The organism is Pseudomonas sp. s4, from assembly GCF_046764235.1.
Taxonomy (GTDB): domain Bacteria; phylum Pseudomonadota; class Gammaproteobacteria; order Pseudomonadales; family Pseudomonadaceae; genus Aquipseudomonas; species Aquipseudomonas asiatica.
Genome location: NZ_CP177209.1, coordinates 4,845,094 through 4,869,484, shown reverse-complemented (window position 1 = coordinate 4,869,484; position 24,391 = coordinate 4,845,094). Strand labels below are relative to the sequence as shown.

The window sequence follows — 24,391 nt, the reverse complement described above, 5'->3', positions numbered from 1 at the left end:
TATACGCGCCATCCAACGGGTCGTTAGCTCAGTTGGTAGAGCAGTTGGCTTTTAACCAATTGGTCGTAGGTTCGAATCCTACACGACCCACCATATGCAGTACGTCAAAGCCCGCTACCGGCAACGGTGGCGGGCTTTTTCGTTTTCCGTTGGCCGAGTTTTATTGCTCGGTTTACGCGATTGCTTGTAGGAGCGGCCTTGCGTCGCGATCGGGCTGCGTAGCAGCCCCAGCAATTTGTGCGTTTTTGCTGAAGCCCTGGGGCTGCTGCGCAGCCCGATCGCGGCGCAAGGCCGCTCCTACAGGGGGCTGTGAAGACTCCAGATGTCTTACTCTGCCCACTCCGGATCCCCGGTAAACACCACCGTCAGCCAGCGGTCCGGCCCTTCACCACCCACGGCATCACCGATCTCGTTGCGCCACGCATCCCATTCATCGATGGTTTTCGCGGCCATGGCCTTCGGCACGATGAAATACAGTTCGATCTCCCGCGAGCGCCCGACCTTGGCCACATAGGCGCGGTACGACTGCAACCCATGGCGTGCGACGAAGGCCTTGGCGACTTCATCCACGTGCAGCTTGAGGTCGCCAGGGGTCACCAGGAAAATTTCCGACAGGGCCTGGCGCACCACCGACATCGGCAACGGCACGATCACCAGGCAGACCAGCGCCAGCACCGCCGGGTCGATATACGGCGACACCCACTCCAGCGATGTGCCTTGCACCGCATAGCCAAAGCAGAAGGCGATCAGCAGCGCGGCGGTGATGCTGGCCGACATCACCCAGCCCTTGACGTCCATGCGCACGAAGTCCGAGCCCAGCTTGCGGTTGGCGCGGGCCTCGACAACAGCGATGGTCACGCAGGCGATCACGGTCAGCACCGCGTAGACCATGGCGATGCCGAACTCCAGGTGGCGCCCGCCTTGCAGCAGGCTGCTGACGGCGTTGATCAGCGCATAGATGGCCACGCCGCTGAGCAGGATGCCGTTGAGCGCCAGCACCATCGGCTCCAGGTGCCAGAAGCCCATGGTGAAGCGCTCGCGCAACTTGCGTGACATCTGCACGCTGGTGGTATGCGCGGTAATCAGCCTGACCACCACCAGCGACAGCCCGCTCATGCTGGCATCGACCAGCGAATAGACGCCGTCGAACACGATGGAGAACGAGCCGGAGGCCAGGCCGAAGGCGATGCCGATCACGGCGATGAACAGGGTGACGGCGATCGAGGTGCGTAACAGGCCCTGTTCGCTGCTGATGTCGAAGAAGGTGGGGCGAGTCGGGTTTTGCATAGGTTGTGCTCGATAAAATCAATAATGCTGTATTGCCTGTTGGGGCCTCTTCGCGGGCTCGCCCGATCCCACAGGGTATGGCGCCACCCCGAAGGGCTGGGCATTTCCTGTGGGAGCGGGCATGCCCGCGAAGAAGGCGCACTGGCCCTGACAGGTTAGACGCGGAACTGCTCCATCAGCGCCTGCTGCTGGTTGGCCAGCCGGTTCAGGGCCTGGCTGATCCGCGCTGACTCATCGGCCTGGCCTGCCAGCGATTCGGTCACATCGCGAATGCCAGCCACATTGCGGTTCACCTCTTCGGCTACTGCGCTCTGCTCTTCAGCCGCCGAGGCAATCTGCAGGTTCATGTCGCTGATCACTGCCACTGCCTCGCCAATACGTTGTAGCGCCGGCAGCGCCTGTTCCATCCGCGCGGCGCTGTCCTGGGCCTGGCGCTGGCCTTCGTGCATGGCGCCCACCACATCCTGGGTGCCTTGCTGCAAGCCTTCGATGACCTGGCGAATTTCCTCCACCGACAACTGGGTACGCTGGGCCAGACCACGCACTTCATCTGCCACCACGGCAAAACCACGCCCGGCTTCGCCTGCACGGGCGGCTTCGATGGCGGCGTTGAGCGCCAGCAGGTTGGTCTGCTCGGCAATGGTGCGGATCACTTCCAGCACCGATCCGATCTGCCCGCTGCGGCCTTCCAGCGCGCGCGCCTCGTCCATGGCGGTGTTCATGCCAGCGGCCAGGCGGTCGATGCCCTGCCGGGTGCTGTCGATCAGCTGCAGGCCCTCGCGGCTGGCTTGGTCGGCAGCGCGTGCGGCCTGGGCCGCCTGCGAGGCGTTATGGGCGACATCCAGGGCGGTGGCGCTCATTTCATTGGCGGCGGTGGCCACCTGTTCGATTTCGCGGTGCTGTTGCTGCATGCCGGTGCTGGTCTGGCTGGCGATGGCTGCCGACTGGTCGGCGGTTCCGCGGGCTTCCTGCAGTGAGCCTTTGACCTGGGCTATGACTGGCTGCAGCTTGTCGAGAAAGCGGTTGAACCAACCGGTAAGCTGGCCCAGTTCGTCCTGGCGGGCATACTCCAGGCGGCGGGTAAGGTCGCCTTCGCCGCTGGCGATGTCTTCCAGGCGCGCGGCCACGGCCAGGATTGGCCGGGTCACCCCGCGTGCGGTCAGCCACACCAGCAGCAAACCGACTACCGCAGCGCCCAGACCAACCAGCAGGCTGGTGAGGTTGGCGCTGTGGTTGTGCGCATCCAGGCGCTGGTTGAGGGCGACGGCAGGCGCCTGCAGCACGCTTTCCGGCAGTTCCAGCAATACCTGCCAAGGGGCTGCATCAGGGATTGGCGTGAACGGGTGGGCAACACGCAGCAGGCCGTCGGCTACCGCCTTGTCCATCGGCTCGCCGAGCTTGCTGTCGTCGCGGCTGTTGCCGGCCAGCAAACCGGCCGCGCTGGCGATACTGACCTGGCCCTGGCCGTCGAACAGCTCCCGGCGGCCATCCACGCTCAACTGCTGCAGGTTGGCCAGGCCGATGTCCAGACCGACCACGCCGACCACCTTGCCGTGCTCCTGCAGCGGCAGGGCGATGCTGGTCATCAGTACCTGGCGGCCATTCACCTCGTCGAGATATGGCTCGAGCATGCAGGTTCTGGCGGTGTCCTGCGGGCAGGTCAGCCAGCGGTTCTTCGCCACGCCGTTGCTGCCGATGCTGGCGTCTCCGAGCATCGACTCCGGCATGGCTTCAAGCTCCAGGGTGCCGGGGCGGGGTTGTGACCAGTACAGCGAGAAGCGCCCGCTCTCATTGCTGCCCAATGCATCCTGGCCGAGGTACTGGCTGTCCGGGTCCAGGGCGTTGGGCTGGAACACCAGGTACAGGCCGATCACATCCGGGTTGCCCGCCAGGCTGGCACGGGCCTGGCGCGTCAGTTCGGCGCGCAGGTCGTTGCCGCCACGGGCCTTGAGCACCTGCACCAGGCGGGCAAAGCCATTGCCGTACTGGTAGGCGTCCATGAAATAGCGCTGGATGCGCAGGGCCTGGGTTTCGGCATGGGCCTGCAGGCGCAGGCGTGCGCTGCTGTCGAGCATTTCGGTATTGGCCTGGTTGACCAAAGCCGCGCTGCGCCGCGCCTGGGCCAGCGATGTGGTTACCAGCAGGGCGACGATGGCCAGCAGGCAGAGGCCGGCGAGCAGGGTGATCTTCCACTGGATGGAGAGGCGACGCAGCGGCATGAGGGCTTTCCTTTTCGAGCAAATGCAACGCCCGCGATCAGGCGCGGGCGTTGTCGGCAGCATGGGTCATTCAGCGATGTAGTTGGGTGGGGAGTCCCTGAAGGCTTTGGTCAGCCAGGCCAGGTACAGCAGGCCGAGCAGTGCCCAGACGCCACCGAACAGCAGCGAGTGTGCGTTCAGGTCCAGCCACAGCGAGACGATGATGCAGAAGCCGATGGTGGGTGCCACCAGGTATGTCAGCTGGTTGGCCAGGCCCTGGCGCTTGCCTTCGCGCAGGTAGCAGTGGTTGATCACCGACAGGTTGACGAAGCTGAACGCGACCAGCGCACCGAAGTTGATGATCGAGGTGGCGGTAACCAGGTCGAAGAAGATCGCCGACAGTGAAATCAGCCCCACCACCGCAATATTCAGCACTGGCGTCTTGTAACGCGAGTGCAGGCGGGCGAACAGGCTGGCCGGGATCACATTGTCGCGGCCCATCACGTACAGCAGGCGCGACACGCTGGTCTGCGAGGCCAGGCCCGAGGCGATGGTGTTGATCACGGTGCAGGCGATGAAGATCGACTGGAACAGCTTGCCGCCGACGTACAGGGCGATTTCCGGCAGTGCTGCTTCCTGGTCGTGGAAACGGGACATGGTCGGGAAGTAGGCCTGGATGAAGTACGACACGGTGATGAACACCAGGCCGCCAATCAGGGCGGTGAGGAAGATCGCGCGAGGGATGGTCTTGCCCGGGTCGCGGGTTTCTTCGGACAGGCAGGTCACCGCGTCGAAGCCGAGGAACGAGAAGCACAGGATGGTCGCACCGGCGGCCAGGGCGCTGAGCTGGGTCTGATTGTCGGCGAACGGCAGCAGGCTCCAGGCGGTACCTAGCCCTTCACCCTGGTCCAGGCCGCGCACGCACAGGTAGATGAACACGGCGATGATCGCCACCTGCACGGCCACGAACAGCAGGTTGAAGTGCGCCACCAGGTTAACGCTGCGCATGTTGATCAGGCTGATCAGGGTTACGAAGCCGGCCACCCACATCCACTCCGGTACTTCCGGGAACATGGCCGAAAGGTACAGCTTGGCCAGCAACGCATTGACCATTGGCAGCAGCAGGTAGTCCAGCAACGACGACCAGCCGACCAGAAAGCCGACGTGCGGGTTGATCGCGCGCTGGGTGTAGGTGTAGGCCGAGCCCGACTGCGGGAAGCGCCTTACCAGGGTGCCGTAGCTCACGGCGGTGAACAGGATCCCCGCCAGTGCCAGGATGTAGGCGCTGGGTACGTGGCCGGCAGTTATACCGGAAACGATGCCGAAGGTGTCGAACACGGTCATCGGGGTCAGGTAGGCCAGACCGATGATGATAACGTGCCAGAGACGCAGGGTTTTACGGAGTTGGCCGTTGCCGGAAGCGCTGTGGTCAGGCTGCATGCTGGCATGGCTCCTGCGGCTGGGCGTAAACGGCGGGCACGGTGTACTGCGCATGCGGCAAGGGCGAGCGGGTGGGCTCCATGTTGTTCACCTTTATTGTTGGAGCAGCGGGGGCGCGGGGGAGCGCGCAAAGTGGTGAAAATAAAAAACGATGGGTAGCTTAGTGTCAAGTTAAACATGACAAGATGTTGCTGGATTGAAATATTTATCGATTAAAGTGGGGTTTTGTTCGGTTTTTGCGCGTTTTTTTGCGGTTGTGATCAATTTTGGTGTTCGCAAAAATTAACGAATGCCCGTCTCCCTTGGCAGGTCTGTCAGGCGTTTCCCAAAAACCGGATTTCTCGAGCCTGGCCAGCGCCAGGGCTGGGCGGCAGTGGTACTCTTGGCGTCCTGTGTGGCCCTTGGCCGCCTACGAAGCCCATATGGACAGCAATCGGTTCTATTCATGAAGAAATCAGTTGGCATCCTTTCCGGCCTGGCTATCGCCATCGCCGTCGCAACCACCGCTGGCGCCTGGTACACCGGCAAGCAGCTGCCTGCGGAGCTGGACAACGCCCTGGTCCGCAGCAACGCGGAACTCAAGAAGGCCCTGGTGAGTACCGGTGGCAGCATGAGCATCGAACGGGTATCGCTGGAGCAGCATTTCTTCAGCAGTACCGCCCAGTACCGGCTCAAGGCCCGCGATATCAACCTGGGCGAAGGCGAAGTGGTGAGTTTCGACGTTGGCGTGACCGACCAGATCGAGCACGGCCCGTTCCCCTGGTCGCGGGTAAAGGCACTGAAGCTGATGCCGGTGCTGGCAGTCAGCAACAGCACGCTGCAGAAGGACGACGCCACCGCGCCGTGGTTCGCCGCAGCGGGCGAGCAGGCCCCGGTCAGCGCACAGACCAGCCTGGGCTACGACGGCAATGTGGTCAGCCAGGTGCACCTGGCTCCGGTCAAGCTCGACGAAGCGGATGGCAACAGCCTCGACTTCTCGGGCATGCAACTGCAAGTCAGTGGTGATCAGGAAGGCAAGGCTTCGAGCTTCCACGGCCAGGCCGATCGGTTCGTGATGAAACTGGTACGCGATGACCAGCCGCCTGCCACCTTCGAGCTCAATGGGCTGAAGGTCGGCGGCCAACTGGCGGCCACCGCGCACGAGGCCATCTACGTTGGCAACGTCGACCTGGCACTGGCGGAAACCAAGGTCACCCTGGGGCCGAAACAGCAGGTGCTGGTGGTCAAGGGGCTGGAGCAGAACGCCCTGCAAACCCTTGAGGGCCCGGATACCGTGGGTGGCCGCGTGGAGTACAAGGTCGGGGATATCACCTGGGATGGCCGTGCGGTGGGCAAGGCGCAGATGGCGGTGAGCATCACGTCGGTCAACGCGCCGGCGCTACAGGCGTTGTCGACGTGGTACCAGGCGCATCTGCCGGAATTCGAGGCCGCAGCTGCCGCTGGCCAGCCGGTGCCGGAAATCCAGATGGACGATGAGGAGAAGGCAAGGTTCCAGGGCGAGCTGCAGAAACTGCTGGCTGCCAAGCCCCGGGTGGCGGTGGAAAACCTGTCGTTCAGGACTGCCAATGGTGAAAGCCGCTTCGACCTGTCGATGGGCTTCGCCGCCCCGGCCAGCTTCGACCTGCCGCCTGACCAGTTGAGCAAGCAACTGATCACCGAGGTGAAGAGCAAGCTGTCGTTGTCCAAGCCGATGATCGGTGACCTGGCAACCTTGCAGGCACTGCTGGATGGCCAGACCGACGCCCAGGCCATCGCCATGCAATCGAGCCAGGCCGGGGAAATGGTCGGCATGATGGCGCTGCAGAGCGGCATGGCCACCGTGCAGGGCAATGATGTGGTGAGCAGCCTGCACTATGCCGACGGCATGGTCGACTTCAACGGCAAGAAGATGACCGTGGAAGAGTTTGCCATGCTCATGGCGGCGCAGCTGGCGGCCCTGTCGCCGCAGGGCTGATCGGCTAGGCCTGTACCGGCCCTATCGCCGGCAAGCCGGCTCCCACAGGGATTGCACAAATGTTGCTGGCAGTAGTGATCCTGTGGGAGCTGGCTTGCCGGCGATAGGGCCAGCACAGGCAACACAAAAACCACTTTAGAATTCGCTGGATTGTCTGTAGCCTTCGGCCTCCGATAATAATCCGCGCCCGCAGAGGGCCGTGGCGGCCTTTGTGCCGTCCGGCACCCTTAGCCGATCTGTCAGGGCCGGGTGATACACTCGATTTGACGCGCGCACGCGCCTGCAGGTCCAGCGATCATGACCCAGATTTCCGAACGCCTGTTGGTTCAGGCCCACCTCGACGCCAAGCAGCCAAACCCGCTGACAGCCGAGCAGGAGGCCGAATACCGTGCGGCCATCGCTGCCGAGCTCAAGGCCCAGAACGCCGTGCTGGTCGCCCACTATTACTGCGACCCGGTCATCCAGGCGCTGGCCGAAGAAACCGGCGGCTGCGTGTCCGACTCGCTGGAAATGGCCCGTTTCGGCAAGAACCACCCGGCCGAAACCGTGATCGTTGCCGGTGTGCGCTTCATGGGCGAGACGGCGAAAATCCTAACCCCGGAAAAGCGCGTGCTGATGCCCACCCTGGAGGCCACCTGTTCGCTCGATCTGGGCTGCCCGGTGGAAGAGTTCTCGGCCTTCTGTGACCAGCACCCCGAGCGCACCGTGGTGGTTTACGCCAACACTTCCGCAGCCGTGAAGGCCCGTGCCGACTGGGTGGTGACCTCGAGCTGCGCGCTGGAAATCGTCGAAAGCCTGATGGACAACGGCGAAACCATCATCTGGGGCCCGGACCAGCACCTGGGGCGCTACATCCAGAAGCAAACCGGTGCCGACATGCTGCTGTGGGACGGTGCCTGCATCGTTCACGAAGAGTTCAAGTCGCGCCAGTTGGCCGACATGAAGGCGCTGTATCCGGATGCGGCGATTCTGGTGCACCCCGAGTCGCCTGAAGCGGTGATCGAGCTGGCCGACGCGGTGGGCTCCACCAGCCAGCTGATCAAGGCTGCCCAGACCCTGCCGAACAAGACCTTCATCGTCGCCACCGACCGCGGCATCTTCTACAAGATGCAGCAGCTGTGCCCGGACAAGGAGTTCGTCGAAGCCCCCACCGCCGGTAACGGCGCGGCATGCCGCAGTTGCGCGCACTGCCCGTGGATGGCGATGAACACCCTGGAGCGTGTGCTGGATTGCCTGCGTAATGGCACGAACGAGATCTTTGTCGACCCGGCGCTGGTGCCGAAGGCGATCAAGCCGTTGAACCGGATGCTGGACTTTACCCAGGCAGCGCGCCTGAAGTTGTCCGGTAACGCCTGAGATTGCTGGGGCCGCTCTGCGGCCCATTCGCAGCACAAGGCTGCTCCTACAAGAGATCACATTCCCTTGTAGGAGCAGCCTTGTGCTGCGAATGGAGCGCGAAGCGCTCCCTCAATATTCAGCGCCCCATCATTTCCTGAACCATGCGCTGCTGCTCCATGATCTCGCGCTGGCGCTGGTCAATCTGTGCTGCCAGCGGGAAGTTTGCGCCCGACCTGCGCTTGGCGTAATCCAGCTGCTGGATCGCCTGGTCGAAATCGCCCACCAGGGTGAAGTACTCTGCCCGCGCCCGGTGCAAGCCAATGGTATTTCCCGAAAGGCCCCGCACTTCGGCCATGTCGTACCACACGTCCGGGTCATCCGGCCGGCTCTTCACCAGTTCGTTCAGCACCTTTTCCGCCTCGGCGGGCTTGTTCAGTTTCACCAGCAGATCGGCACGCACCTGCTTCAGCGGGTAGTTGCCCGGGTACAGCCCCTGCATGCGTTCAGCACGCTGCTGCGCATCCGCCAGGCGGTTGTTGGTGATGTCCAGGTCGATCTGCGCCAGGTTGTAGGTAATGTCGTTGGGCGCCTTGGCCAGCAGCGGCTTTAGCAGCTCGCGCGCCTCGTTCAGCTGGCCACCTTTGATCTGCGCCAGGGCCAGGCCGTAACGCGCGGCGTCCAGCTTGGGGTCTTCGTCCAGCTGGGCGCGGAAGCGTTTGGCCGCCAGCCCCGGGGTGCCTTCGTAGGTAAGCGCCACCCGGGCACGGATCAACTGGTAGCGCATGCTGTCCTCGACGCCGCCCTTGGGGGCCTGCTCGGCACGGTTGCGGGTGTCGGCGATACGCGACTCGGTTACCGGGTGAGTCAGCAGGAATTCCGGCGGCTTGGCGTCGTAGCGGTACTGCCGGGCCAGGCGCTCGAACATGGTCGGCATGTTGCGTGGGTCGTAGCCGGCCTTTTCCAAGTTCTGGATGCCGATACGGTCGGCTTCCTGTTCGTTCTGCCGCGAGAAGCGCCGCTGTTCCTGGATCGCCGCCGCCTGGGTGCCGGCGATCACACCGATACCGGCATCACCGCCGCCACCGGCCGCCAGCACGATACCGGCCAGCAGCGCCGCCATCATCGGCAGTTGCATGCGCTGCTGGGCCTCGACGCCGCGGGCGAAGTGGCGCTGCGACAAGTGCGCCAGTTCGTGGGCCAGTACCGAGGCGTACTCGCCTTCCGTCTGGGCGTTGAGGAACAGCCCGCCGTTTACCCCGACGATGCCGCCCGGGGCGGCAAAGGCGTTGAGCTCGCGGCTATCGATGAGGATGAATTCCAGGCGGCGGTCCTGCAGCTGGCTGGTTTCGGCCAGGCGATACACGCTGGTCTCGACGTAGTCCTTCAGCTGCGGGTCGTTGAGCTGGTTGACCTGGCCGCGCAGCAGGCTCAGCCAGGCACGGCCGAGCTGGTGCTCCTGTTGCGGCGAGACGATCGCGGAACTGGCATCACCCAGTGATGGCAGGTCGTCAGCATGGCCAGGAAGGGCCAACAGGCAGGCCAGCGTCAGCAGGGTAGGGCGCAGTAGATTCATGCATGAAGCTCGCGTCGGTCAAAGATACCTACTGTAGCGGGCTCACACGTTGGCGACCAGTGGCGCTATCCTAGCCGGCCAAATCCAGATACAGCCTGGCAATGCCTTTGGAGAGCCCCGCAATGAGTGAAACCCTGACCTGTGACGCCGAACTGGACGCCAGCGGGCTGAATTGCCCTTTGCCGCTGCTGAAGGCCAAGATGGAACTCAACCGCCTGGCCAGCGGCGCGGTGCTCAAGGTAATCGCCACCGACGCCGGCTCCCAGCGCGACTTCCGCACTTTTGCCCAGTTGGCCGGTCATACCCTGCTGCGGGAAACGGCCGAGGCCGGTACCTACACTTACTGGCTACGCAAGGCCTGAGTCTTTCCAAGGATCGTCAATGTTCAAAGTGCTTCGCGACTGGATGCAGCGCTACTTCTCCGATGAGGAAGCGGTGGTGCTGGCGGTCCTGTTGTTCCTGGCTTTTACTGCGGTACTCACCCTCGGTGGCATGCTTGCGCCGGTGCTGGCGGGCATGGTGCTGGCGTTTCTGATGCAGGGGCTGGTCAATGCCCTGGAGCGCTTGCGGGTACCCACCCGGTTGGCGGTGATGCTGGTGTTCGCCCTGTTCATGGGCGCGTTGGCGGTGTTCATGCTGGTGCTGGTGCCGCTGCTGTGGCACCAGTTGATCACCCTGTTCAACGAACTGCCGGGCATGCTCGGCAAGTGGCAGTCGCTGTTGTTGCTGTTGCCCGAGCGCTACCCGCACCTGGTGTCGGACGAGCAGGTGCTGCATGCCATCGAGTCGGTGCGCGGGGAAATCGGCAAGTTCGGCCAGTGGGCGCTGACCTTCTCGCTATCGAGTCTGCCGCTACTGGTCAACGCCATGATCTACCTGGTGCTGGTGCCGATCCTGGTGTTTTTCTTTCTCAAGGACCGCGAACTGATCGGCCGTTGGGTCAGCGGCTACCTGCCGCGTCAGCGCAGCCTGCTGAACCGGGTGGGCAGCGAGATGAACCGGCAGATCGCCAACTACATCCGCGGCAAGGGCATCGAGATCCTGATCTGCGGCATTGCCACCTACATCGCCTTCATCAGCCTGGGGCTCAACTACGCCGCGTTGCTGGCGCTGCTGGTGGGGCTGTCGGTGGTGGTGCCTTACGTGGGCGCGGTTGTGGTGACCGTGCCGGTGACGTTGATCGCATTGTTCCAGTGGGGCTGGGGTGACCAGTTCATCTACCTGATGACGGTGTACGCGATCATCCAGGCGCTGGACGGCAACGTGCTGGTGCCGCTGCTGTTCTCCGAGGCGGTGAGCCTGCACCCGGTGGCGATCATCTGCGCGGTGTTGCTGTTTGGCGGGTTGTGGGGGTTCTGGGGGATTTTCTTTGCCATCCCGCTGGCGACCTTGATCAAGGCCGTGCTGGATGCCTGGCCGCGGCAGGAGCCTAGTGTGTCACCGATGCTGTAATTTTGGGGCTGCTTTGCAGCCCATCGCGACACAAGGCCGCTCCTACAGGGATACGCGATTTCCTGTAGGATCGGCCTTGTGTCGCGAAAGGGGCGCAAAGCGCCCCCAACGATCTCAAGCCTTGTTCAGGGCCTGGGCAGCAGCCAGTACTGCATCCACATGCCCGGGCACCTTCACCCCGCGCCATTCGTGGCGCAGCACACCGTCCTTGTCGATCAGGAAGGTGCTGCGGTCAACGCCCATATATTCCTTGCCATACAGCTTCTTCAGCTTGATCACATCGAACAGCTGGCACAGGGCTTCGTCCTTGTCGCTGATCAGCTCGAACGGGAAGCCTTGCTTGGCCTTGAAGTTCTCGTGCGACTTGATGCCATCGCGCGACACGCCGAACACCACGGTGTTGGCTGCGGCAAAGGCATCGTGCTGGTCACGAAAACCCTGGCCCTCGGTGGTGCAGCCCGGGGTACTGTCCTTCGGGTAGAAGTACACCACCACCTGCCGGCCCTTGAGCTCGGCCAGGCTGACGGTTTGCCCGCTGGTGGCCTGGGCCTGGAAGTCGGCAACGGGTTGGTCGAGTGCTACGGCCATGGTCGGTTTCCTTACATTGGGTTCTGTGGACGCCATGGCTCGATCAGCGCATCGAGGTTCAGGGCATCGGCAAAGTCCAGGAACTGGTCACGCAGCCAGCTGATCTGGGTGCCGGCCGGCAGAATCACGGTGAACTGGGCGTTGAGCATGCTGCTGCCGGTCTGCGGTGCCAGGTAGGTATCGCAGGTCATGGCTTCCAGCTCGACGCGGTGGTCGAGGAAGAACTGGCACAGCTCGTTGATGATGTCCGGCCGGTAGGCGGCGCTGACGTAGGCGACGTAGGGCAGGGCCTGCGGGCGCACTTCCTGGTCGGCGCTGCGCACCACGTCCAGGGTCAGGCCGTGCTTCTTGCCCAGGCCCGGCAGCATGGCTTCGAGGCGTGCCAGGGCGTCCCAGCTGCCACCAACCTGCAGTACCAGGGCGCTGGTCTCGCCGTGGCGGCTCAGGCGCGAGGTGACCACCGCGCAGCGGTTCTCGAACGCAGCGCGGCTGAGGACGTTGGCCAGTTCCATGGGGTTCGGGCCCAGGGCACTGATGACAAGGAATTGTTCGCGGACGGTGGGGGTGGACATGCAGCATTCCTAAAGCGATGAGCGGTCGGCACAGGACGGGCGAAAGCCTCCTGTCGGCAGGGCCCGGGGCTCGCATGCGAGGTCGTGGACGCTGGCGGGGAGCAAGGTCGACGGCCCGGCGGGCCGCGCTGCACCGATCAAAGCATCAAGGGTAGCGAAATAAGGCGCCGAGGGGAATGCTCCGCCCGCCTGCTTCGCTTGTGCAAGGCCGATGCCCCCAGTACCATTACCGCTCTCTTTTTCCGGCAGGAGCAGTTACATGATTGCGGGCAGTATGGTGGCATTGGTCACTCCCATGGATGCACAAGGGCGTCTTGACTGGGACAGCCTCGACAAACTTGTAGACTTCCACCTGGAAAACGGCACCCATGCGATCGTCGCTGTCGGCACCACCGGTGAGTCCGCCACGCTGGATGTCGAAGAACATATCCTGGTCATCAAGCACGTGGTTGAGCGCGTCAAGCGCAGCAGCCGCCGCATCCCGGTCATCGCCGGCACCGGTGCCAACTCCACTGCCGAAGCCGTGCACCTGACCCAGAACGCCAAGAGCGCTGGTGCCGACGCCTGCCTGCTGGTGGTTCCGTACTACAACAAGCCGACGCAAGAAGGCCTGTACCAGCACTTCAAGCACATCGCCGAAGCCGTCGACATCCCGCAGATTCTCTACAACGTACCCGGCCGCACCTCCTGCGACATGCAGGCCGATACCGTGATCCGCCTGTCGAAGGTCAAGAACATCATCGGCATCAAGGAAGCCACCGGCGACCTGGTACGCGCCAAGGCCATCCTCGATGGCGTCGACAAAGACTTCATCGTCATGTCCGGCGACGACCCGACCGCCGTCGAGCTGATCCTGATGGGCGGCAAGGGCAACATCTCCGTCACCGCCAACGTCGCCCCGCGCGAAATGGCCGACCTGTGCGAGGCCGCCCTTGAGGGCAATGCCGAGAAGGCCCGCGCAATCAACGAAAAACTCATGCCGCTGCACAAAGACCTGTTCTGCGAGTCCAACCCGATCCCGGTGAAATGGGCGCTCGTCGAAATGGGCCTGATGCACAAAGGCATTCGCCTGCCGCTGACCTGGCTGAGCGAAGGCTGCCACGAAAAAGTCCGTACTGCCTTGCGCCAGTCCGGCGTACTGGTTTAAGAGGAAGTACACCGCATGAAGCGACTGGCTGGTCTTTCCGCCCTTGCCCTGATCATTTCCAGCACCAGTGGGTGTGGCTGGCTGTGGGGCGAGGATGGCTATTTCCGCGACCGCGGCAGCGATTACCTGCAGGCGCGCCCGACTGCGCCGATGCAGCTGCCGCCGGACGCCAGCAACGTCAAGCGCCTTGACCCGCTGCTGCCGATCCCACGCAACGTCGCCGACGACAGCGCCACCGGCGAATTCGAGGTGCCTCGCCCGCAACCGATGACCGGTGGCGCCGCCCAGGTTACCGACTACAGCCTGCAGCGCAGCGGCAGCAGCCGTTGGGTGCTGGCCCAGCATTCGCCGGCCGAGGTATGGCCGGTGGCTCGCCAGTTCTTCGAGGACAATGGCTTCCGCATCGCCGAAGAGCGCCCGCAGACCGGTGAATTCAACACCACCTGGCAGCGTTTCGACGAACTGTCGGCTTCGCTCGGCCAGCGCCTGGCCAGCACTGCCAGCAGCGCTGACAGCGAAGTGCGCGTGCGTGTACGCATGGAGCCTGGCGTGCAGCGCAACACCTCCGAGGTGTATGTGGTCAGCGTCGAGCGCCCGGCTGGCAGCACTGCCGAGCCCGATTTCCCGTCCACCTCCAGCAACACCGGTGCCGATGCCCTGCTGGTCGACGAAATGCTTGCCAGCATGAATCGCAGCGCCGAGAAGGGCGGTTCGGTATCGCTGCTGGCCGCGCGCGATTTCGACGCGCCAAGCCGCGTCAGCCTGAGCGAAGACGGCAGTGGCAACCCGGTGCTGTACCTGGGCGCCGACCTGGACCGCGCCTGGTCCAGCGTGGGTCGTGCCCTGGAGCAGGGTGGCGAGTGGCGTGTCGAGGACATCAACCGCAGCCTTGGCCTGTACTACATCAACCTGTCTGAAAAGCCTGAAGACAAGCAGAACCAGCCTGGCTTCTTCGGCCGCATGTTCGGCAGCGAACCGACCAAGGAAGAGCGTGAAGCCCGTGCCGAGCGCTACCAGGTTCGCCTGAGCAAGGTGGGTGAGAGCGTGCAGGTCACGGTCGAGAAGAACATCAACACCGTGGCCCCGGCCGATGTCGCCCGCCGCGTGCTGAGCGCCATTCAGGACCACCTGGGCTAAGTGCGCTTCGCGGTACTCGGAAGCGGCAGCCAGGGAAACGGCACGCTGATCGCCAGTGGTGACACGTTCATCCTGGTCGATTGCGGGTTCTCCCTGCGCGAGACCGAGCGGCGCCTGGCGCTGCTCGGCGTGTCGGCAGCCCAGCTCAGTGCGGTACTGGTCACCCACGAACATGCCGACCACGTGCATGGGGTCGGCTTGCTGTCACGGCGCTACAATGTACCGGTCTACCTCAGCCAGGGGACCTTGCGCGGCATGCGCAAGCCGGTGGAGGTGGCCGGTTTTCTCGCTTGTGGCCAAAGCCTGCGTATCGGCAGCCTGGAAGTGACCGCGGCGCGGGTCGAGCACGACGCCTACGAGCCGCTGCAGTATGTGGTCAGTGACGGCCAGCGGCGCTTCGGCATGCTGACCGACCTGGGCTCGTACGACGCGCTGCTGCTGGAGCGTTACCAGGGCCTGGATGCGCTGCTGATCGAGGCCAACCACTGCCGCGACCTGCTGGCACGCGGTCACTACCCGGCCTTCCTGAAGCAGCGGGTGGGTGGCATGCAAGGACATTTGAACAATCACCAGGCCGCGCGCCTGGTGCACGAGTTGGGCTGGAGCAACCTGCAACACCTGGTGCTGGCCCACCTCAGCAGCAAGAACAACCTGCCACACTTGGCTCGCCAGTGCTTCGTCGATACCCTTGGGTGCGACCCGGACTGGCTCCAGGTGGCGAATCAGGAACACGGGCTCGACTGGCGCGAAATCGCCTAGCCCAACACCTCAAGCAAGCGGAGCCCAATCATGGAAAAACGCGACGAACTCTACCGCGGCAAGGCCAAATCGGTTTACAAGACCGACGACGCCGACCGCTTGATCCTGCTGTTCCGTAACGACACTTCGGCGTTCGACGGCAAGCGCATCGAACAGCTCGACCGCAAAGGCATGGTGAACAACAAGTTCAACGCCTTCATCATGCAGAAACTGGAAGAAGCCGGCGTGCCGACCCAGTTCGACAAACTGCTGGGCGACAATGAGTGCCTGGTGAAGAAGCTGGACATGATTCCGGTCGAGTGCGTGGTGCGCAACTACGCCGCCGGCAGCCTGGTCAAGCGCTTGGGCGTGGAGGAGGGCATCAAGCTGGAGCCGTCCACCTTCGAACTGTTCCTGAAGAACGACGAGAAGGGCGACCCCTTCATCAACGAATCCCACGTTGTCGCGTTTGGCTGGGGCACTGCCGAGCAGCTGGCCGAAATGAAAAAGCTGTCGCTGAAAGTCAACGAAGTGCTGAGCAAGCTGTTCGATGATGCCGGCCTGCTGCTGGTCGACTTCAAGCTGGAATTCGGCGTATTCCATGGCCAGATCGTGCTGGGCGACGAGTTCAGCCCGGACGGCTGCCGCCTGTGGGACAAAGAGACCCGCAAGAAGATGGACAAGGACCGCTTCCGTCAGGGCCTGGGCGACGTTATCGAAGCCTACGAAGAAGTTGCCAAGCGCCTGGGCGTGCCGCTGTAAGCGGCGCGTTCACGCAAGCGCCTGATACCACGCGATTTTTTTTAAAAAAAGGTTTGCGTTTTAAAAGAACGCTGGTATGATGCGCGGCATTGGAGAGATGCCGGAGTGGTCGAACGGGACGGATTCGAAATCCGTTGTACTGGCAACAGTACCTAGGGTTCAAATCCCTATCTCTCCGCCATATTAAAGGCCCCGAGCGCTGTATAGCCCTCGGGGCTTTTTTCGTTTGGGGGAATTTTGGGGGAATGGGGGAGCGTGTAATTCCCCCATGCGTTCGCTATCATTTCCCCCATGGCCTACTACGAGAAGCGCGGGGACGCCTGGCGCGCCCAGATCCGCCGCAAAGGATATCCAACACTTTCCGCCACCTTTGACACAAAGGCAGAAGCCCAGCGATGGGCCGCCGAGATCGAAGGCGATATGTCGCGTGCTCGATTCGTCGACATGCGCGAGGCCGAGAGCACCACGCTGGCCGAGGCCCTGGACCGCTACCTGTCAGAGGTAACTTCCACCAAGAAGGGCGCCAAGCAGGAACAGGTCCGCATCAAGAAGTGGAAAGATCACAAGCTGGCCAGCAAGGGCCTCGCAGCGATCCGCTCGAGCGACATGGCCGCGTACCGCGATGCTGAGCTCAAAGAGGGCAAGTCAACGGCGACGGTCCGCCTCAACCTGGCGGTGATCAGCCATCTCTACACGGTGGCCACCAAGGAATGGGGAATTGAAGGGTTGACCAACCCTTGCCGGGCGATCCGTATGCCGAAGGGCAGCAAGGAGAGGGATCGGCGCCCGACGCCTGCAGAGCTGACCGCGCTGTACAAGGCAGCCGGGCAGATGAATGCCCAACTTCCGGTGTTCATTGAGCTGGCGGTGGAGACGGCGATGCGTCGGTCTGAGCTGTTGATGCTGCGCCGCGACCAAGTGCGCGGCAAGGTGGCCTATCTGGAAGACACCAAGAACGGCGAGCGGCGCGCTGTGCCGTTGTCCTCCCGGGCAATCGCCTTGTTGGAGGGGCTGCCCACGCCGATCGGTGGCGGCCGGTACTTTAGCCTGGCGCTCAACACGATCAGCAACTACTTCCCGCGGGCCTGTGTCGCCGCAGGGATTGAAGGCCTACGCCTTCACGATCTGCGCCATGAGGCAACCAGTCGTTTCTTCGAGCGAGGCTTCACCATGATGGAGGTCGCGAGTATCACGGGGCACAAGACCCTGGCGATGCTCAAGCGCTACACGCACCTCAGCCCGCAAGACCTCGCCGAAAAGTTAGGGTGAGGTTATCATGCCGGCTCTTCAAGCAAGATTGATCAAGGAAGCTAAATGAGGCCGCTGCCCGAAGGTTTGCGCAGGATATGTGTCGTTTTAGGCATGTCGCTTTCAATCGGTTGGGTTTTACTTCTGGCAATAGGAACTCGCTTTTTCACTAGAGAGTGGCCGATTGCATTTGTCGTGACGATAGCAGTGACCCCCTTCCTATACGTAGCGCCGTTCCTGCTTTCCCATATTGCATGTTGGGTGAAAGAAGGCTTCAGCGAGGGGCGAAACAGTAATCAATAGGCCTATCTCATGCGACGCCGCGTAGGGTCGGCGGCGTTTGTCTTTGCCTACCCACCTTGGGCTTCTGGTGGGCGCCGTCCCGAACCTCTCGCAGGAACTTACGCACGTCCTCTTTCAGCCAGCAGTGCCGGTTGCCCATCTTAAAGCTCTTGGGCAGCCACGGCACGCCGCGGCGAATCCCTTCCCTGATTGACGCCTCGGTGCGGCCCAGCAGTTTGGCCAGGCCCTCGACCGTCAGCACCTCAGTTTCTTCACTCATACCTTACTCCCGGCCTGACGCGTCAGGTTCTCTTCTTCAGCCTGACCTGTCGCGTCAGCACTTTTCAATTCATCCACCACAGACTCGATACCGGCCGCGTAGCTGCCTGGCCTGCCCGCTGCTGCACCGGTCAAGCGCTCGATCACCAGATCGACAGGAGCGGCCCGGAGAGAAGCGACCATTTCGATCGCCCACTCGCGCCCCTGAAGGAACATGTACCGGTTTATCGGCCCGGTGAAGACCGCGTCCTTTGTCACTGGCGCACTGTGTGACGCCAAAGCTGGTGTTGCCGGGCTTCCAGCTGATCGGGATTGAACGGAGTTCAGCTGCCCGCGTGCTCGCCGTAGCGCCATGGATGCGAGGATGTTCATGGCCGATCCTCCCAGTCCCAACTCAACTTCGGATCAATCGGTGGGTGAGCCTGCAGGGTGTGCAGGTCCAGCAGCGTGAAGTGGCCATCCATCCAGCCGCCGGTGTCGAGGTGGTAAACGTTGCCAAGCGCCGCCAGGCGCCGGACTGGGGTGTGGCCCACCACTACCGCGTGAACGCCATCAACGCCGGATGCGTCTTCGGCAGTGATCCGCCTGCGAGACCATTGCGCCATTGCTGCAACGTGTTCGCTCTCGGCAGGCCCGCCATCCTTTGCCGCCCAAGTGAACTCACCCCAGGCTTTGTAGGGGCAGTCTGCGTGAACGATGCCCACCACCCCTTGTGGCGTTTCCACTTCGAGAATCAGCGGCAGATCGGCCAGCAGTTCAACATAACAGGCCTGCTCGACACTGGATCTGCCGTATAGCCAAGCCCCGCCGTTGGATTGATGCACATCGCCAAAGCGGCCTGAGGGATCAAAGCGGTACGCCTCGATCGCCATCTGCTCGTGGTTGCCGCGTACGGCGTGGAACCATGGCTTGGCCAGCCAGGCATCTACTTGGTCAGACTCAGGTCCTCGGTCGATCAAGTCGCCCACCGAGAACAGCCGATCAGCAGCAGGATCGAAGCCGACCGCGTCCAGTGCTCGCTGCAGGCGGGTGAAGTGCCCGTGAATGTCGCCGACGGCGAAGTCGCGGCCGGCGGTATTGATGCTGAATCGTTGCAAGATACTCACGACAGCACCCCCGTAGCCCGCGCCGCCGCTGCGACGATGAAGAAGGACGCAAGGAAGCAGGAAACAGCCAACATAGGATGGCCACTGCTGATCAGGGCATACAGTTGAAACCCAGTGCTGGGCACACTGATCCACCAGTAGCGCAGAATCCGCTCGGCAACTTCACCGGTCACGGTTCCGGATGCCCAGCCGATCCATGCCATCACGTTGAAAGCCACTGTGACGTAAAAGGCGAAGCGGTGGAGCTGAGCACCGCCGAATAGCAGCACCAGGCTGATAACGGCGCTGATCGCGGTGGAAATAAGGGTCTGGATCATTGATTTCCCGCCTTTTGATCGAATGCATGGAGCGCTTTGTCCAGGGCCACCACGGCCTGGTGTCGGGTAGCGCACGTGCACTCGGCGTAGATTCCGGGGCGGGAGCCTCGGGCCGTCCAGCTCCCGTTCTTGTTCTGCGTGACTTCGATTACGGCGCTCATGGCTGGCCTCCCGCCAGCGCGGCCAGCTCAGCCACCAAGGCCTCGGTGCGCCCGTAGAACTTCCCGGTGTCCTCGTTCACGAACCGCTCGAGCACGGTGGCTACCGCCTGCTGGTTGGCCAGGCCGCGCAGATCGGCGCTGGGCACGGCCGCGTCGGTCGATGGCTCGTGCACGAAAGCCTCCTGGCTGATCAGCAAGGTGCGCACCGGCCTGATGCCCTTGCACTTGCTCACCCAGTTGGTATCAGGCACGCACCAAGGCAGCATGTGCATGCACCAGGCAGTCGCTGCGTTCGATTTCTGGCTGCTGGTCCAGTACTCGCTAAGGCCGAACGCCTGGGTCGCGCCCCTGACTGTGTACGACCCGTCGTGACCCCATTCTGGAAGCTGCAAGAGATTGCAGCGCAGTACCTGCAGCTCCTCGATGGAAGGGATGTGCCAGCCCCAGGTGCCACGGATGTTCATGCCCAGCACCTTGCGGGCGATAGCACTGCCCTCGGCGGCCATGGCCTGGGTGTTGGCCAGGCCATCGAAACGCGACGTGGCGCCACGGATGCGTGGGCGCGGGCCTTCCTCCTGCCACCAATGGGCGGCGACCTCGAACTCTCGGCCGGCGTCGATGACAGCGTGCTCGGCGCCGTCGAAGAAGATCCGGCCGGCGAAGAAGCCACCACCAAGGAGCTGGCCCACGGCGGGCAGGGCGGCGGGGTTGATTTCGCGGCGCTTGATCATTTTGCAGTCCTCGGTTTTCCGGTGACGACGTGGCTGCCATGGCTGTCATGCACTGTCACAGTGGGCGCGTTGCGCACCATGGTGCCGTCGGGCATCTGCGTGTAGGTCGGGATTCCGTAGAGTGGTCCACCGGGCGCGCACGGATCTGGCATGGCGCCCGGGTTGTCCAGCATCATCTGCTCGAACTGACGCATGAGTGCGTTGAACAGCGGTCCATCCTTGAAGTCATGCTGGTTTCGCCCGGATCGAGCGCTGGCGCTGTCCTCCAGGCCGGCCACGAACGCGACCCCGGAGAGCGTGCCTCTGGCTTCGGCAGCATATTCGGCAGCCTCAGCTCGATGCACCGCGTTGACCGCCAAGACATCAAGGATGGTGTCGAGGCCGTGCACGATGGTCAGGTAGTCATCGGCCCGCAGAAGCCAGTCGGCGATAGCCAGGAAGTTTTTCCGGCGACCTTTACGGCGCGCCTCACGCTCGTCCTCCAGAGCTTTCACCTTGCTGGCGGTGAACGGCAGGCCCGCCTTCGCGGCCTTGATATGCGCGCCATAGTACGCGTAATCGTGCTCGCGCTCGGCGCACAAATGGCGGGAAGCGCGCCGGGCGATGATGAGGGAGATCAGCGGCTCGACGTTGCCACGGTTGGCTAGCTCGGTCAGCCGACGCACGTGCTCAGGTTTCATTAGCATGGCAACCCCCGGAAGTGGTCGGCCAGCACCTGACGCCCATCCAGGCCGCAAGCGGCAGACAGGTCGAGCACTTGGCCAAAGGTGGTTTGACGGTGCTGCAGGGCTTCCCACAGCAACAGGAGCATGCAGGCCTGAGTCATGGAAGCTGCTCCTGCACCACCTGCTGCTCCAAGGCTTCCAGGCGCAGGGCGGTATCGATCTCCTGATCCAGTTCTTCGCCGGATAGCCAGTTATCGCCGCGCACCACCAGCAGGTCTTCGTCGGGATCTTCGATTCGCTCTCGGTCACGCAACCAGCGGTACCTGCGAGCATCGGCCACCAGCTTGACGTGGTCGTCGATGTTGAACCCCGGCGCATCCTGGGCGGTGCCTTCGGCAACCCGGCGGTGATGGATCTCCTCGCGGTCAACGATCACACCACGCGGAGCCTCGATCCCCAGGCGGACCTGGCAGCCGTTAACCTGGGCCACGCTGACCCGGATGTTGCCGCCGATGATGACGGCCTTGCCGATGTTGCGACTGAGCATAAGCATGTGAATCTCCTTATTTCGAGCAAACCGGTGGCCTGCCGCGGTTGTTGGCTTTCGAGTGAAGCTGGGGGTGGTACTTGTTAGTTAGCGCAAACCATGTACATCCAGCAATTCGCACAATTCGTCGAACTTGCTTTCGTAAATATGAACTTGAACTTCAAGTTGGTTCTTCGGGTTCGTGACATTCTTGCCATACTTCAATCCAGCATCGGTCAGCGCCCAAAACTCTTTGACACCCCTCGTCTTGCTCGGGCGCTCTTTACGCTCGACTAGGCCGGCAGATTGCATACACAGGTACGCCTTGCGAGCGGTAGCCGGCAGGCCGGTCTTCTTGATCAGCGTGGCCAGGGCAGCAGTTGTGTGGCTGCTGGTGTCGCCATCCGGAGCGTCAATAGCATAGACAGGAAGCAAGTCAGCCTGACCGATCTTGGCGGCGTAGCGCTGATACATGCCGAGCGTGGCCGAAGCCGGCAGGTTCATGGTTCGCGCCATCGACTCGATCAGGATCGTCGCATCGTTCGCGCTTGGGAGTTGTTGCTGCTGGGCCATCGAATAACTACCGGTGCGGCGGATGGTTGGCAGCACTTCGTGGGTCACCCAGCGCTTGAACGGCTTGGCTTCCGGCTTGCTGCTCGTGAGGATCGCCGAGTACAGGCCAGACTCGTTGATCGTCGAAACCCCGCGCCCGCCAGTTGCGGTACCCAAACCGGCGATTTGCCGGTTTGACTTCTCGTCGTCATCCAGCTTTTTGGTCATCTCGTAGGCATCGCTGTAGCCAAGCACCTCAGCCACCTCCATCGCGATGAACCACGGTTCTCCATTCTCATCCAGGATCACCTGGATCGAGTGGCCATTGAAGCTGCGTTGAATCAAGTTCATCTGGTATCTCCGAAAGGATGGGGGTCGCGTTTCGCTACCCCCTTCGCTCAGGCTTGGTCACCGCACAGCCACCTCAACATCGAAGTGGCTGTACGCTGTTGTCAGCCCTCGCCGCGCCGTAGCCCGCCACGCCTTAACACGCCGTACCCGACCGCTGCTCGCCTAGCCAAGTGATGCCTTCGCACCGGACAGCGCCCTCACTGAAGGCGCTCGCCGCTGCTATGCCACCAATTGTTGCTCAACCCGCCGCGCCGCAACGCGAAGCTCAACACGCTTCTCGCCACTCCCTCGACGAACCCGAAGTGCAACGTCATCAGCCATCAGGCCGTGGATCACCAAAACCAGAGCCAGGGCGGTTGCGGCAGGGCTGATGACGCCGCGCTTGAATGCCTCAGCAACCAGAGCAGCGCGGCGGGTTACGCCCCACTTTGTGCCCAGGGCGATCAGGCGTTTCTTCACTCCGTCTTCGCTGATGCCTAGGGTGCGGGCAGCCTCTTTCCCGGAGGCGCCACCAGCAATCGCCAGCAGGCACTCCAGCTCACGAGGGGCTGCGCCACGGCCGAGAAGGCCTTGCCAGTTGCCGAGAGTTATCGAGGTTGCGGTGGTCATGGTGGCGCTCCTTGCGGTGAGTGATGGAAGAAATATGTACTAAAGGTTCAATTAATGCAAGAACCAAAAGTACATATTTTTCCGGCGCGCACAAAAAAGCCCGCGTTTTGCGGGCTTGGGTGCAGCTAGACAGAACCCTAGAGTACAGACCTTGGCCACTTCGCATCAACGACTCGGCCTACGAGCACCCACTCACCATCCATTTCGACAGTTGGGAACGATGGATTTAGAGGCTTAAGGAAGGCCCGACCGGAATCCCAAATGAACTGCTTGAAGGTGGCCTCGTTGGTGTCGATCATCTTGGCTACCACAAATTGGCTGCTCTCAACGTCGAAGCCTGGAGCCACCAGGATCACCATGCCCTCAGGGAATGACATCCCGCTTGGCGAGGTCATTGAGGGGCCTTTTACCTTGAGCCAAAACCCGTTTGGTCCGGCCCAGGCGTCCGATGGGTGAACCTCGCACAAGGCGACGTTCGAAATCTCTACCGCTTCCATTGGCATCCCGGCCTGAACCCAGCTTATTTCCGGGTATTCGTAATACCTGACAGGGCCGGGAGTCGGCTCGACGTTAGCGTCAAAGCCTGACGTTTCATCCGTCATTCCACCCTTGCCGTATTCCAGCCATTCCACCCGAACTTTAAGCGCAGTAGCTAATGCCAGCATTTTCGCGCCGCCAGGCATTGACTCTCCGTTCAGCCACTTGCTGGCTGCCTTTGGGGTAACGCCGATCATTTTGGAGATGCGCGCCCCTGAACCCCAAGACGGAATGTCTCGGGCGGTGAGGGCTTGCTTGAGTCTGGCAGCGAATGCGCTGCGCAATTCTTCTATCTGAACCATTCGTTCAATATTGCATGGGGTTGCATGTACTTTCAGTTCCGACATAGTATGTACTCAAGGTTCATATTTTCGCCGGAGACCCCCATGCAATCCCTAAAGAAGGCCATTGATGCGGCAGGCGGTGTCGTAGCGGTAGCGCAAGCTTGCGAGAAGTCCCCGCGCGCCGTGTACAAGTGGCTTTCTGCAGGTCGATTGCCCCGGACCGAATACACCGGAGAGACCATTTACGCTCAGCGGATCTGCGATCTGGCGACGGCGAACGGCACTCCCATTGAGATTACCGTCTTACTGGCAAGTGCGCTCCCTACCCTGACGCAAACGATACCCTCAAGTGCCACTCCGCGCAGCTCCACTGCGGTGGCTGTGAATTCATCCAGTACCGCGCAGGCCACCCAATGAAGCCGCGTGCATTGCTGGCGTTAGCTGCGCGCCAATCGGCGTTGTCGACCGAGCTATTCGTCCAGGCGGAGTACGACCTGGACGAAGTGTTCGTTGAGCTTTGGGGTAGCGGCGCGCTGATCGGCTACGCCCGCCTAGTA

26 protein-coding genes and 2 tRNA genes are annotated in these 24,391 nt (G+C 62.4%); 11 read left to right on the top strand and 17 right to left on the bottom strand.

Going from position 1 to position 24,391, the window contains the following annotated elements; all coding sequences use genetic code 11:
- The first annotated feature begins 17 nt into the window (after positions 1-17).
- Positions 18-93: transfer RNA gene (locus ACK56M_RS22610), tRNA-Lys, on the top strand.
- A gap of 234 nt (positions 94-327) precedes the next feature.
- Here ACK56M_RS22610 and ACK56M_RS22605 read toward each other — a convergent pair.
- From ACK56M_RS22605 to ACK56M_RS22595, 3 genes are all read right to left on the bottom strand, one after another.
- Positions 328-1,287, bottom strand: a complete 960-nt coding sequence (locus ACK56M_RS22605; RefSeq protein ID WP_015271466.1) for a cation diffusion facilitator family transporter — start codon at positions 1,285-1,287, stop codon at positions 328-330.
- A 155-nt stretch (positions 1,288-1,442) separates the two neighbouring features.
- Positions 1,443-3,506 (bottom strand): methyl-accepting chemotaxis protein McpU, encoded by a 2,064-nt coding sequence (gene mcpU / locus ACK56M_RS22600; protein WP_102083956.1) that lies wholly within the window; start codon positions 3,504-3,506, stop codon positions 1,443-1,445.
- Positions 3,507-3,572: 66 nt separating this feature from the next.
- Positions 3,573-4,925: an APC family permease gene (locus ACK56M_RS22595; protein ID WP_015271464.1), complete on the bottom strand. Its 1,353-nt coding sequence runs from the start codon at positions 4,923-4,925 to the stop codon at positions 3,573-3,575.
- A 445-nt stretch (positions 4,926-5,370) separates the two neighbouring features.
- Between ACK56M_RS22595 and ACK56M_RS22590 the strand changes: the two genes are divergently transcribed.
- The gene (locus tag ACK56M_RS22590; protein ID WP_015271463.1) at positions 5,371-6,879 is read left to right on the top strand and encodes a YdgA family protein; all 1,509 of its coding nucleotides are present in this window, start codon (positions 5,371-5,373) and stop codon (positions 6,877-6,879) included.
- Positions 6,880-7,176: 297 nt separating this feature from the next.
- Entirely contained in the window at positions 7,177-8,235 is a 1,059-nt protein-coding gene (gene nadA, locus ACK56M_RS22585; RefSeq protein WP_003254747.1) for a quinolinate synthase NadA, read from the top strand.
- Positions 8,236-8,353: 118 nt separating this feature from the next.
- Here the strand turns inward: nadA and ACK56M_RS22580 are convergent, their stop codons facing one another.
- Positions 8,354-9,790 (bottom strand): M48 family metalloprotease, encoded by a 1,437-nt coding sequence (locus tag ACK56M_RS22580; protein WP_015271462.1) that lies wholly within the window; start codon positions 9,788-9,790, stop codon positions 8,354-8,356.
- Between the two features lie 122 nt (positions 9,791-9,912).
- Here ACK56M_RS22580 and ACK56M_RS22575 point away from each other — a divergent pair, with 122 nt between their 5' ends.
- Entirely contained in the window at positions 9,913-10,152 is a 240-nt protein-coding gene (locus ACK56M_RS22575; protein ID WP_004375233.1) for a sulfurtransferase TusA family protein, read from the top strand.
- Positions 10,153-10,171: 19 nt separating this feature from the next.
- On the top strand, positions 10,172-11,242 hold the full coding sequence (locus tag ACK56M_RS22570; RefSeq protein ID WP_015271461.1) for an AI-2E family transporter: 1,071 nt from the start codon (positions 10,172-10,174) through the stop codon (positions 11,240-11,242).
- Between the two features lie 114 nt (positions 11,243-11,356).
- Here ACK56M_RS22570 and ACK56M_RS22565 read toward each other — a convergent pair whose 3' ends face one another.
- The gene (locus tag ACK56M_RS22565) at positions 11,357-11,830 is read right to left on the bottom strand and encodes a peroxiredoxin (protein WP_004375231.1); all 474 of its coding nucleotides are present in this window, start codon (positions 11,828-11,830) and stop codon (positions 11,357-11,359) included.
- An 11-nt stretch (positions 11,831-11,841) separates the two neighbouring features.
- On the bottom strand, positions 11,842-12,402 hold the full coding sequence (locus ACK56M_RS22560; RefSeq protein ID WP_013973793.1) for a glycine cleavage system protein R: 561 nt from the start codon (positions 12,400-12,402) through the stop codon (positions 11,842-11,844).
- Positions 12,403-12,661: 259 nt separating this feature from the next.
- On the opposite strand from ACK56M_RS22560, the gene dapA reads away from it, so the two are divergent.
- The 6 genes from dapA (at position 12,662) to ACK56M_RS22530 (ending at position 17,455) form a co-directional block, all read left to right on the top strand.
- Positions 12,662-13,549: a 4-hydroxy-tetrahydrodipicolinate synthase gene (gene dapA / locus ACK56M_RS22555; RefSeq protein ID WP_015271460.1), complete on the top strand. Its 888-nt coding sequence runs from the start codon at positions 12,662-12,664 to the stop codon at positions 13,547-13,549.
- 15 nt (positions 13,550-13,564) lie between these two features.
- Entirely contained in the window at positions 13,565-14,686 is a 1,122-nt protein-coding gene (gene bamC / locus ACK56M_RS22550; protein ID WP_004375223.1) for an outer membrane protein assembly factor BamC, read from the top strand.
- Positions 14,687-15,445, top strand: a complete 759-nt coding sequence (locus tag ACK56M_RS22545; protein ID WP_015271459.1) for an MBL fold metallo-hydrolase — start codon at positions 14,687-14,689, stop codon at positions 15,443-15,445. It abuts the gene before it with no gap.
- A 30-nt stretch (positions 15,446-15,475) separates the two neighbouring features.
- Entirely contained in the window at positions 15,476-16,186 is a 711-nt protein-coding gene (gene purC, locus ACK56M_RS22540; protein ID WP_004375217.1) for a phosphoribosylaminoimidazolesuccinocarboxamide synthase, read from the top strand.
- Positions 16,187-16,277: 91 nt separating this feature from the next.
- A tRNA-Ser gene (locus ACK56M_RS22535) sits at positions 16,278-16,367 on the top strand.
- A gap of 110 nt (positions 16,368-16,477) precedes the next feature.
- Positions 16,478-17,455, top strand: a complete 978-nt coding sequence (locus ACK56M_RS22530) for an integrase (protein WP_411959083.1) — start codon at positions 16,478-16,480, stop codon at positions 17,453-17,455.
- Positions 17,456-17,744: 289 nt separating this feature from the next.
- On the opposite strand, the gene ACK56M_RS22525 is transcribed toward ACK56M_RS22530, so the two are convergent.
- From ACK56M_RS22525 to ACK56M_RS22475, 11 genes are all read right to left on the bottom strand, one after another.
- Positions 17,745-17,996: a helix-turn-helix transcriptional regulator gene (locus ACK56M_RS22525; protein WP_161551452.1), complete on the bottom strand. Its 252-nt coding sequence runs from the start codon at positions 17,994-17,996 to the stop codon at positions 17,745-17,747.
- Positions 17,993-18,367 (bottom strand): hypothetical protein, encoded by a 375-nt coding sequence (locus ACK56M_RS22520; RefSeq protein ID WP_411959082.1) that lies wholly within the window; start codon positions 18,365-18,367, stop codon positions 17,993-17,995. Before ACK56M_RS22520 ends, ACK56M_RS22525 begins: the two co-directional genes overlap by 4 nt.
- Positions 18,364-19,101: a metallophosphoesterase gene (locus ACK56M_RS22515; RefSeq protein WP_411959081.1), complete on the bottom strand. Its 738-nt coding sequence runs from the start codon at positions 19,099-19,101 to the stop codon at positions 18,364-18,366. Before ACK56M_RS22515 ends, ACK56M_RS22520 begins: the two co-directional genes overlap by 4 nt.
- The gene (locus ACK56M_RS22510) at positions 19,098-19,418 is read right to left on the bottom strand and encodes a hypothetical protein (RefSeq protein ID WP_411959080.1); all 321 of its coding nucleotides are present in this window, start codon (positions 19,416-19,418) and stop codon (positions 19,098-19,100) included. Before ACK56M_RS22510 ends, ACK56M_RS22515 begins: the two co-directional genes overlap by 4 nt.
- Before the next feature lie 157 nt (positions 19,419-19,575).
- Entirely contained in the window at positions 19,576-20,310 is a 735-nt protein-coding gene (locus tag ACK56M_RS22505; protein ID WP_411959079.1) for a hypothetical protein, read from the bottom strand.
- Positions 20,307-20,996: a hypothetical protein gene (locus ACK56M_RS22500; RefSeq protein WP_274395743.1), complete on the bottom strand. Its 690-nt coding sequence runs from the start codon at positions 20,994-20,996 to the stop codon at positions 20,307-20,309. The genes ACK56M_RS22505 and ACK56M_RS22500 overlap by 4 nt, the downstream gene beginning before the upstream one ends.
- Positions 20,990-21,136 (bottom strand): hypothetical protein, encoded by a 147-nt coding sequence (locus ACK56M_RS22495; RefSeq protein ID WP_411959078.1) that lies wholly within the window; start codon positions 21,134-21,136, stop codon positions 20,990-20,992. The genes ACK56M_RS22500 and ACK56M_RS22495 overlap by 7 nt, the downstream gene beginning before the upstream one ends.
- Positions 21,133-21,528 carry a carbon storage regulator gene (locus ACK56M_RS22490; protein ID WP_411959077.1) on the bottom strand — a complete coding sequence of 132 codons (396 nt, stop codon included), beginning with the start codon at positions 21,526-21,528 and terminating at the stop codon, positions 21,133-21,135. Before ACK56M_RS22490 ends, ACK56M_RS22495 begins: the two co-directional genes overlap by 4 nt.
- Before the next feature lie 81 nt (positions 21,529-21,609).
- Positions 21,610-22,404, bottom strand: a complete 795-nt coding sequence (locus ACK56M_RS22485) for a Bro-N domain-containing protein (RefSeq protein WP_286595759.1) — start codon at positions 22,402-22,404, stop codon at positions 21,610-21,612.
- A gap of 219 nt (positions 22,405-22,623) precedes the next feature.
- On the bottom strand, positions 22,624-23,013 hold the full coding sequence (locus tag ACK56M_RS22480; RefSeq protein WP_286595758.1) for a LuxR C-terminal-related transcriptional regulator: 390 nt from the start codon (positions 23,011-23,013) through the stop codon (positions 22,624-22,626).
- A 137-nt stretch (positions 23,014-23,150) separates the two neighbouring features.
- On the bottom strand, positions 23,151-23,897 hold the full coding sequence (locus ACK56M_RS22475; RefSeq protein ID WP_225903918.1) for a LexA family protein: 747 nt from the start codon (positions 23,895-23,897) through the stop codon (positions 23,151-23,153).
- Between the last annotated feature and the right edge of the window lie 494 nt (positions 23,898-24,391).

What these genes read in the sequence shown, in the direction of transcription:
- ACK56M_RS22605 (WP_015271466.1), bottom strand. Translation starts at nt 1,287, where the DNA reads ATGCAAAACCCGACTCGCCCCACCTTCTTCGACATCAGCAGCGAACAG.
- mcpU (WP_102083956.1), bottom strand. Translation starts at nt 3,506, where the DNA reads ATGCCGCTGCGTCGCCTCTCCATCCAGTGGAAGATCACCCTGCTCGCC.
- ACK56M_RS22595 (WP_015271464.1), bottom strand. Translation starts at nt 4,925, where the DNA reads ATGCAGCCTGACCACAGCGCTTCCGGCAACGGCCAACTCCGTAAAACC.
- ACK56M_RS22590 (WP_015271463.1), top strand. Translation starts at nt 5,371, where the DNA reads ATGAAGAAATCAGTTGGCATCCTTTCCGGCCTGGCTATCGCCATCGCC.
- nadA (WP_003254747.1), top strand. Translation starts at nt 7,177, where the DNA reads ATGACCCAGATTTCCGAACGCCTGTTGGTTCAGGCCCACCTCGACGCC.
- ACK56M_RS22580 (WP_015271462.1), bottom strand. Translation starts at nt 9,790, where the DNA reads ATGAATCTACTGCGCCCTACCCTGCTGACGCTGGCCTGCCTGTTGGCC.
- ACK56M_RS22575 (WP_004375233.1), top strand. Translation starts at nt 9,913, where the DNA reads ATGAGTGAAACCCTGACCTGTGACGCCGAACTGGACGCCAGCGGGCTG.
- ACK56M_RS22570 (WP_015271461.1), top strand. Translation starts at nt 10,172, where the DNA reads ATGTTCAAAGTGCTTCGCGACTGGATGCAGCGCTACTTCTCCGATGAG.
- ACK56M_RS22565 (WP_004375231.1), bottom strand. Translation starts at nt 11,830, where the DNA reads ATGGCCGTAGCACTCGACCAACCCGTTGCCGACTTCCAGGCCCAGGCC.
- ACK56M_RS22560 (WP_013973793.1), bottom strand. Translation starts at nt 12,402, where the DNA reads ATGTCCACCCCCACCGTCCGCGAACAATTCCTTGTCATCAGTGCCCTG.
- dapA (WP_015271460.1), top strand. Translation starts at nt 12,662, where the DNA reads ATGATTGCGGGCAGTATGGTGGCATTGGTCACTCCCATGGATGCACAA.
- bamC (WP_004375223.1), top strand. Translation starts at nt 13,565, where the DNA reads ATGAAGCGACTGGCTGGTCTTTCCGCCCTTGCCCTGATCATTTCCAGC.
- purC (WP_004375217.1), top strand. Translation starts at nt 15,476, where the DNA reads ATGGAAAAACGCGACGAACTCTACCGCGGCAAGGCCAAATCGGTTTAC.
- ACK56M_RS22530 (WP_411959083.1), top strand. Translation starts at nt 16,478, where the DNA reads ATGGCCTACTACGAGAAGCGCGGGGACGCCTGGCGCGCCCAGATCCGC.
- ACK56M_RS22525 (WP_161551452.1), bottom strand. Translation starts at nt 17,996, where the DNA reads ATGAGTGAAGAAACTGAGGTGCTGACGGTCGAGGGCCTGGCCAAACTG.
- ACK56M_RS22520 (WP_411959082.1), bottom strand. Translation starts at nt 18,367, where the DNA reads ATGAACATCCTCGCATCCATGGCGCTACGGCGAGCACGCGGGCAGCTG.
- ACK56M_RS22510 (WP_411959080.1), bottom strand. Translation starts at nt 19,418, where the DNA reads ATGATCCAGACCCTTATTTCCACCGCGATCAGCGCCGTTATCAGCCTG.
- ACK56M_RS22505 (WP_411959079.1), bottom strand. Translation starts at nt 20,310, where the DNA reads ATGATCAAGCGCCGCGAAATCAACCCCGCCGCCCTGCCCGCCGTGGGC.
- ACK56M_RS22500 (WP_274395743.1), bottom strand. Translation starts at nt 20,996, where the DNA reads ATGCTAATGAAACCTGAGCACGTGCGTCGGCTGACCGAGCTAGCCAAC.
- ACK56M_RS22495 (WP_411959078.1), bottom strand. Translation starts at nt 21,136, where the DNA reads ATGACTCAGGCCTGCATGCTCCTGTTGCTGTGGGAAGCCCTGCAGCAC.
- ACK56M_RS22490 (WP_411959077.1), bottom strand. Translation starts at nt 21,528, where the DNA reads ATGCTTATGCTCAGTCGCAACATCGGCAAGGCCGTCATCATCGGCGGC.
- ACK56M_RS22485 (WP_286595759.1), bottom strand. Translation starts at nt 22,404, where the DNA reads ATGAACTTGATTCAACGCAGCTTCAATGGCCACTCGATCCAGGTGATC.
- ACK56M_RS22480 (WP_286595758.1), bottom strand. Translation starts at nt 23,013, where the DNA reads ATGACCACCGCAACCTCGATAACTCTCGGCAACTGGCAAGGCCTTCTC.
- ACK56M_RS22475 (WP_225903918.1), bottom strand. Translation starts at nt 23,897, where the DNA reads ATGTCGGAACTGAAAGTACATGCAACCCCATGCAATATTGAACGAATG.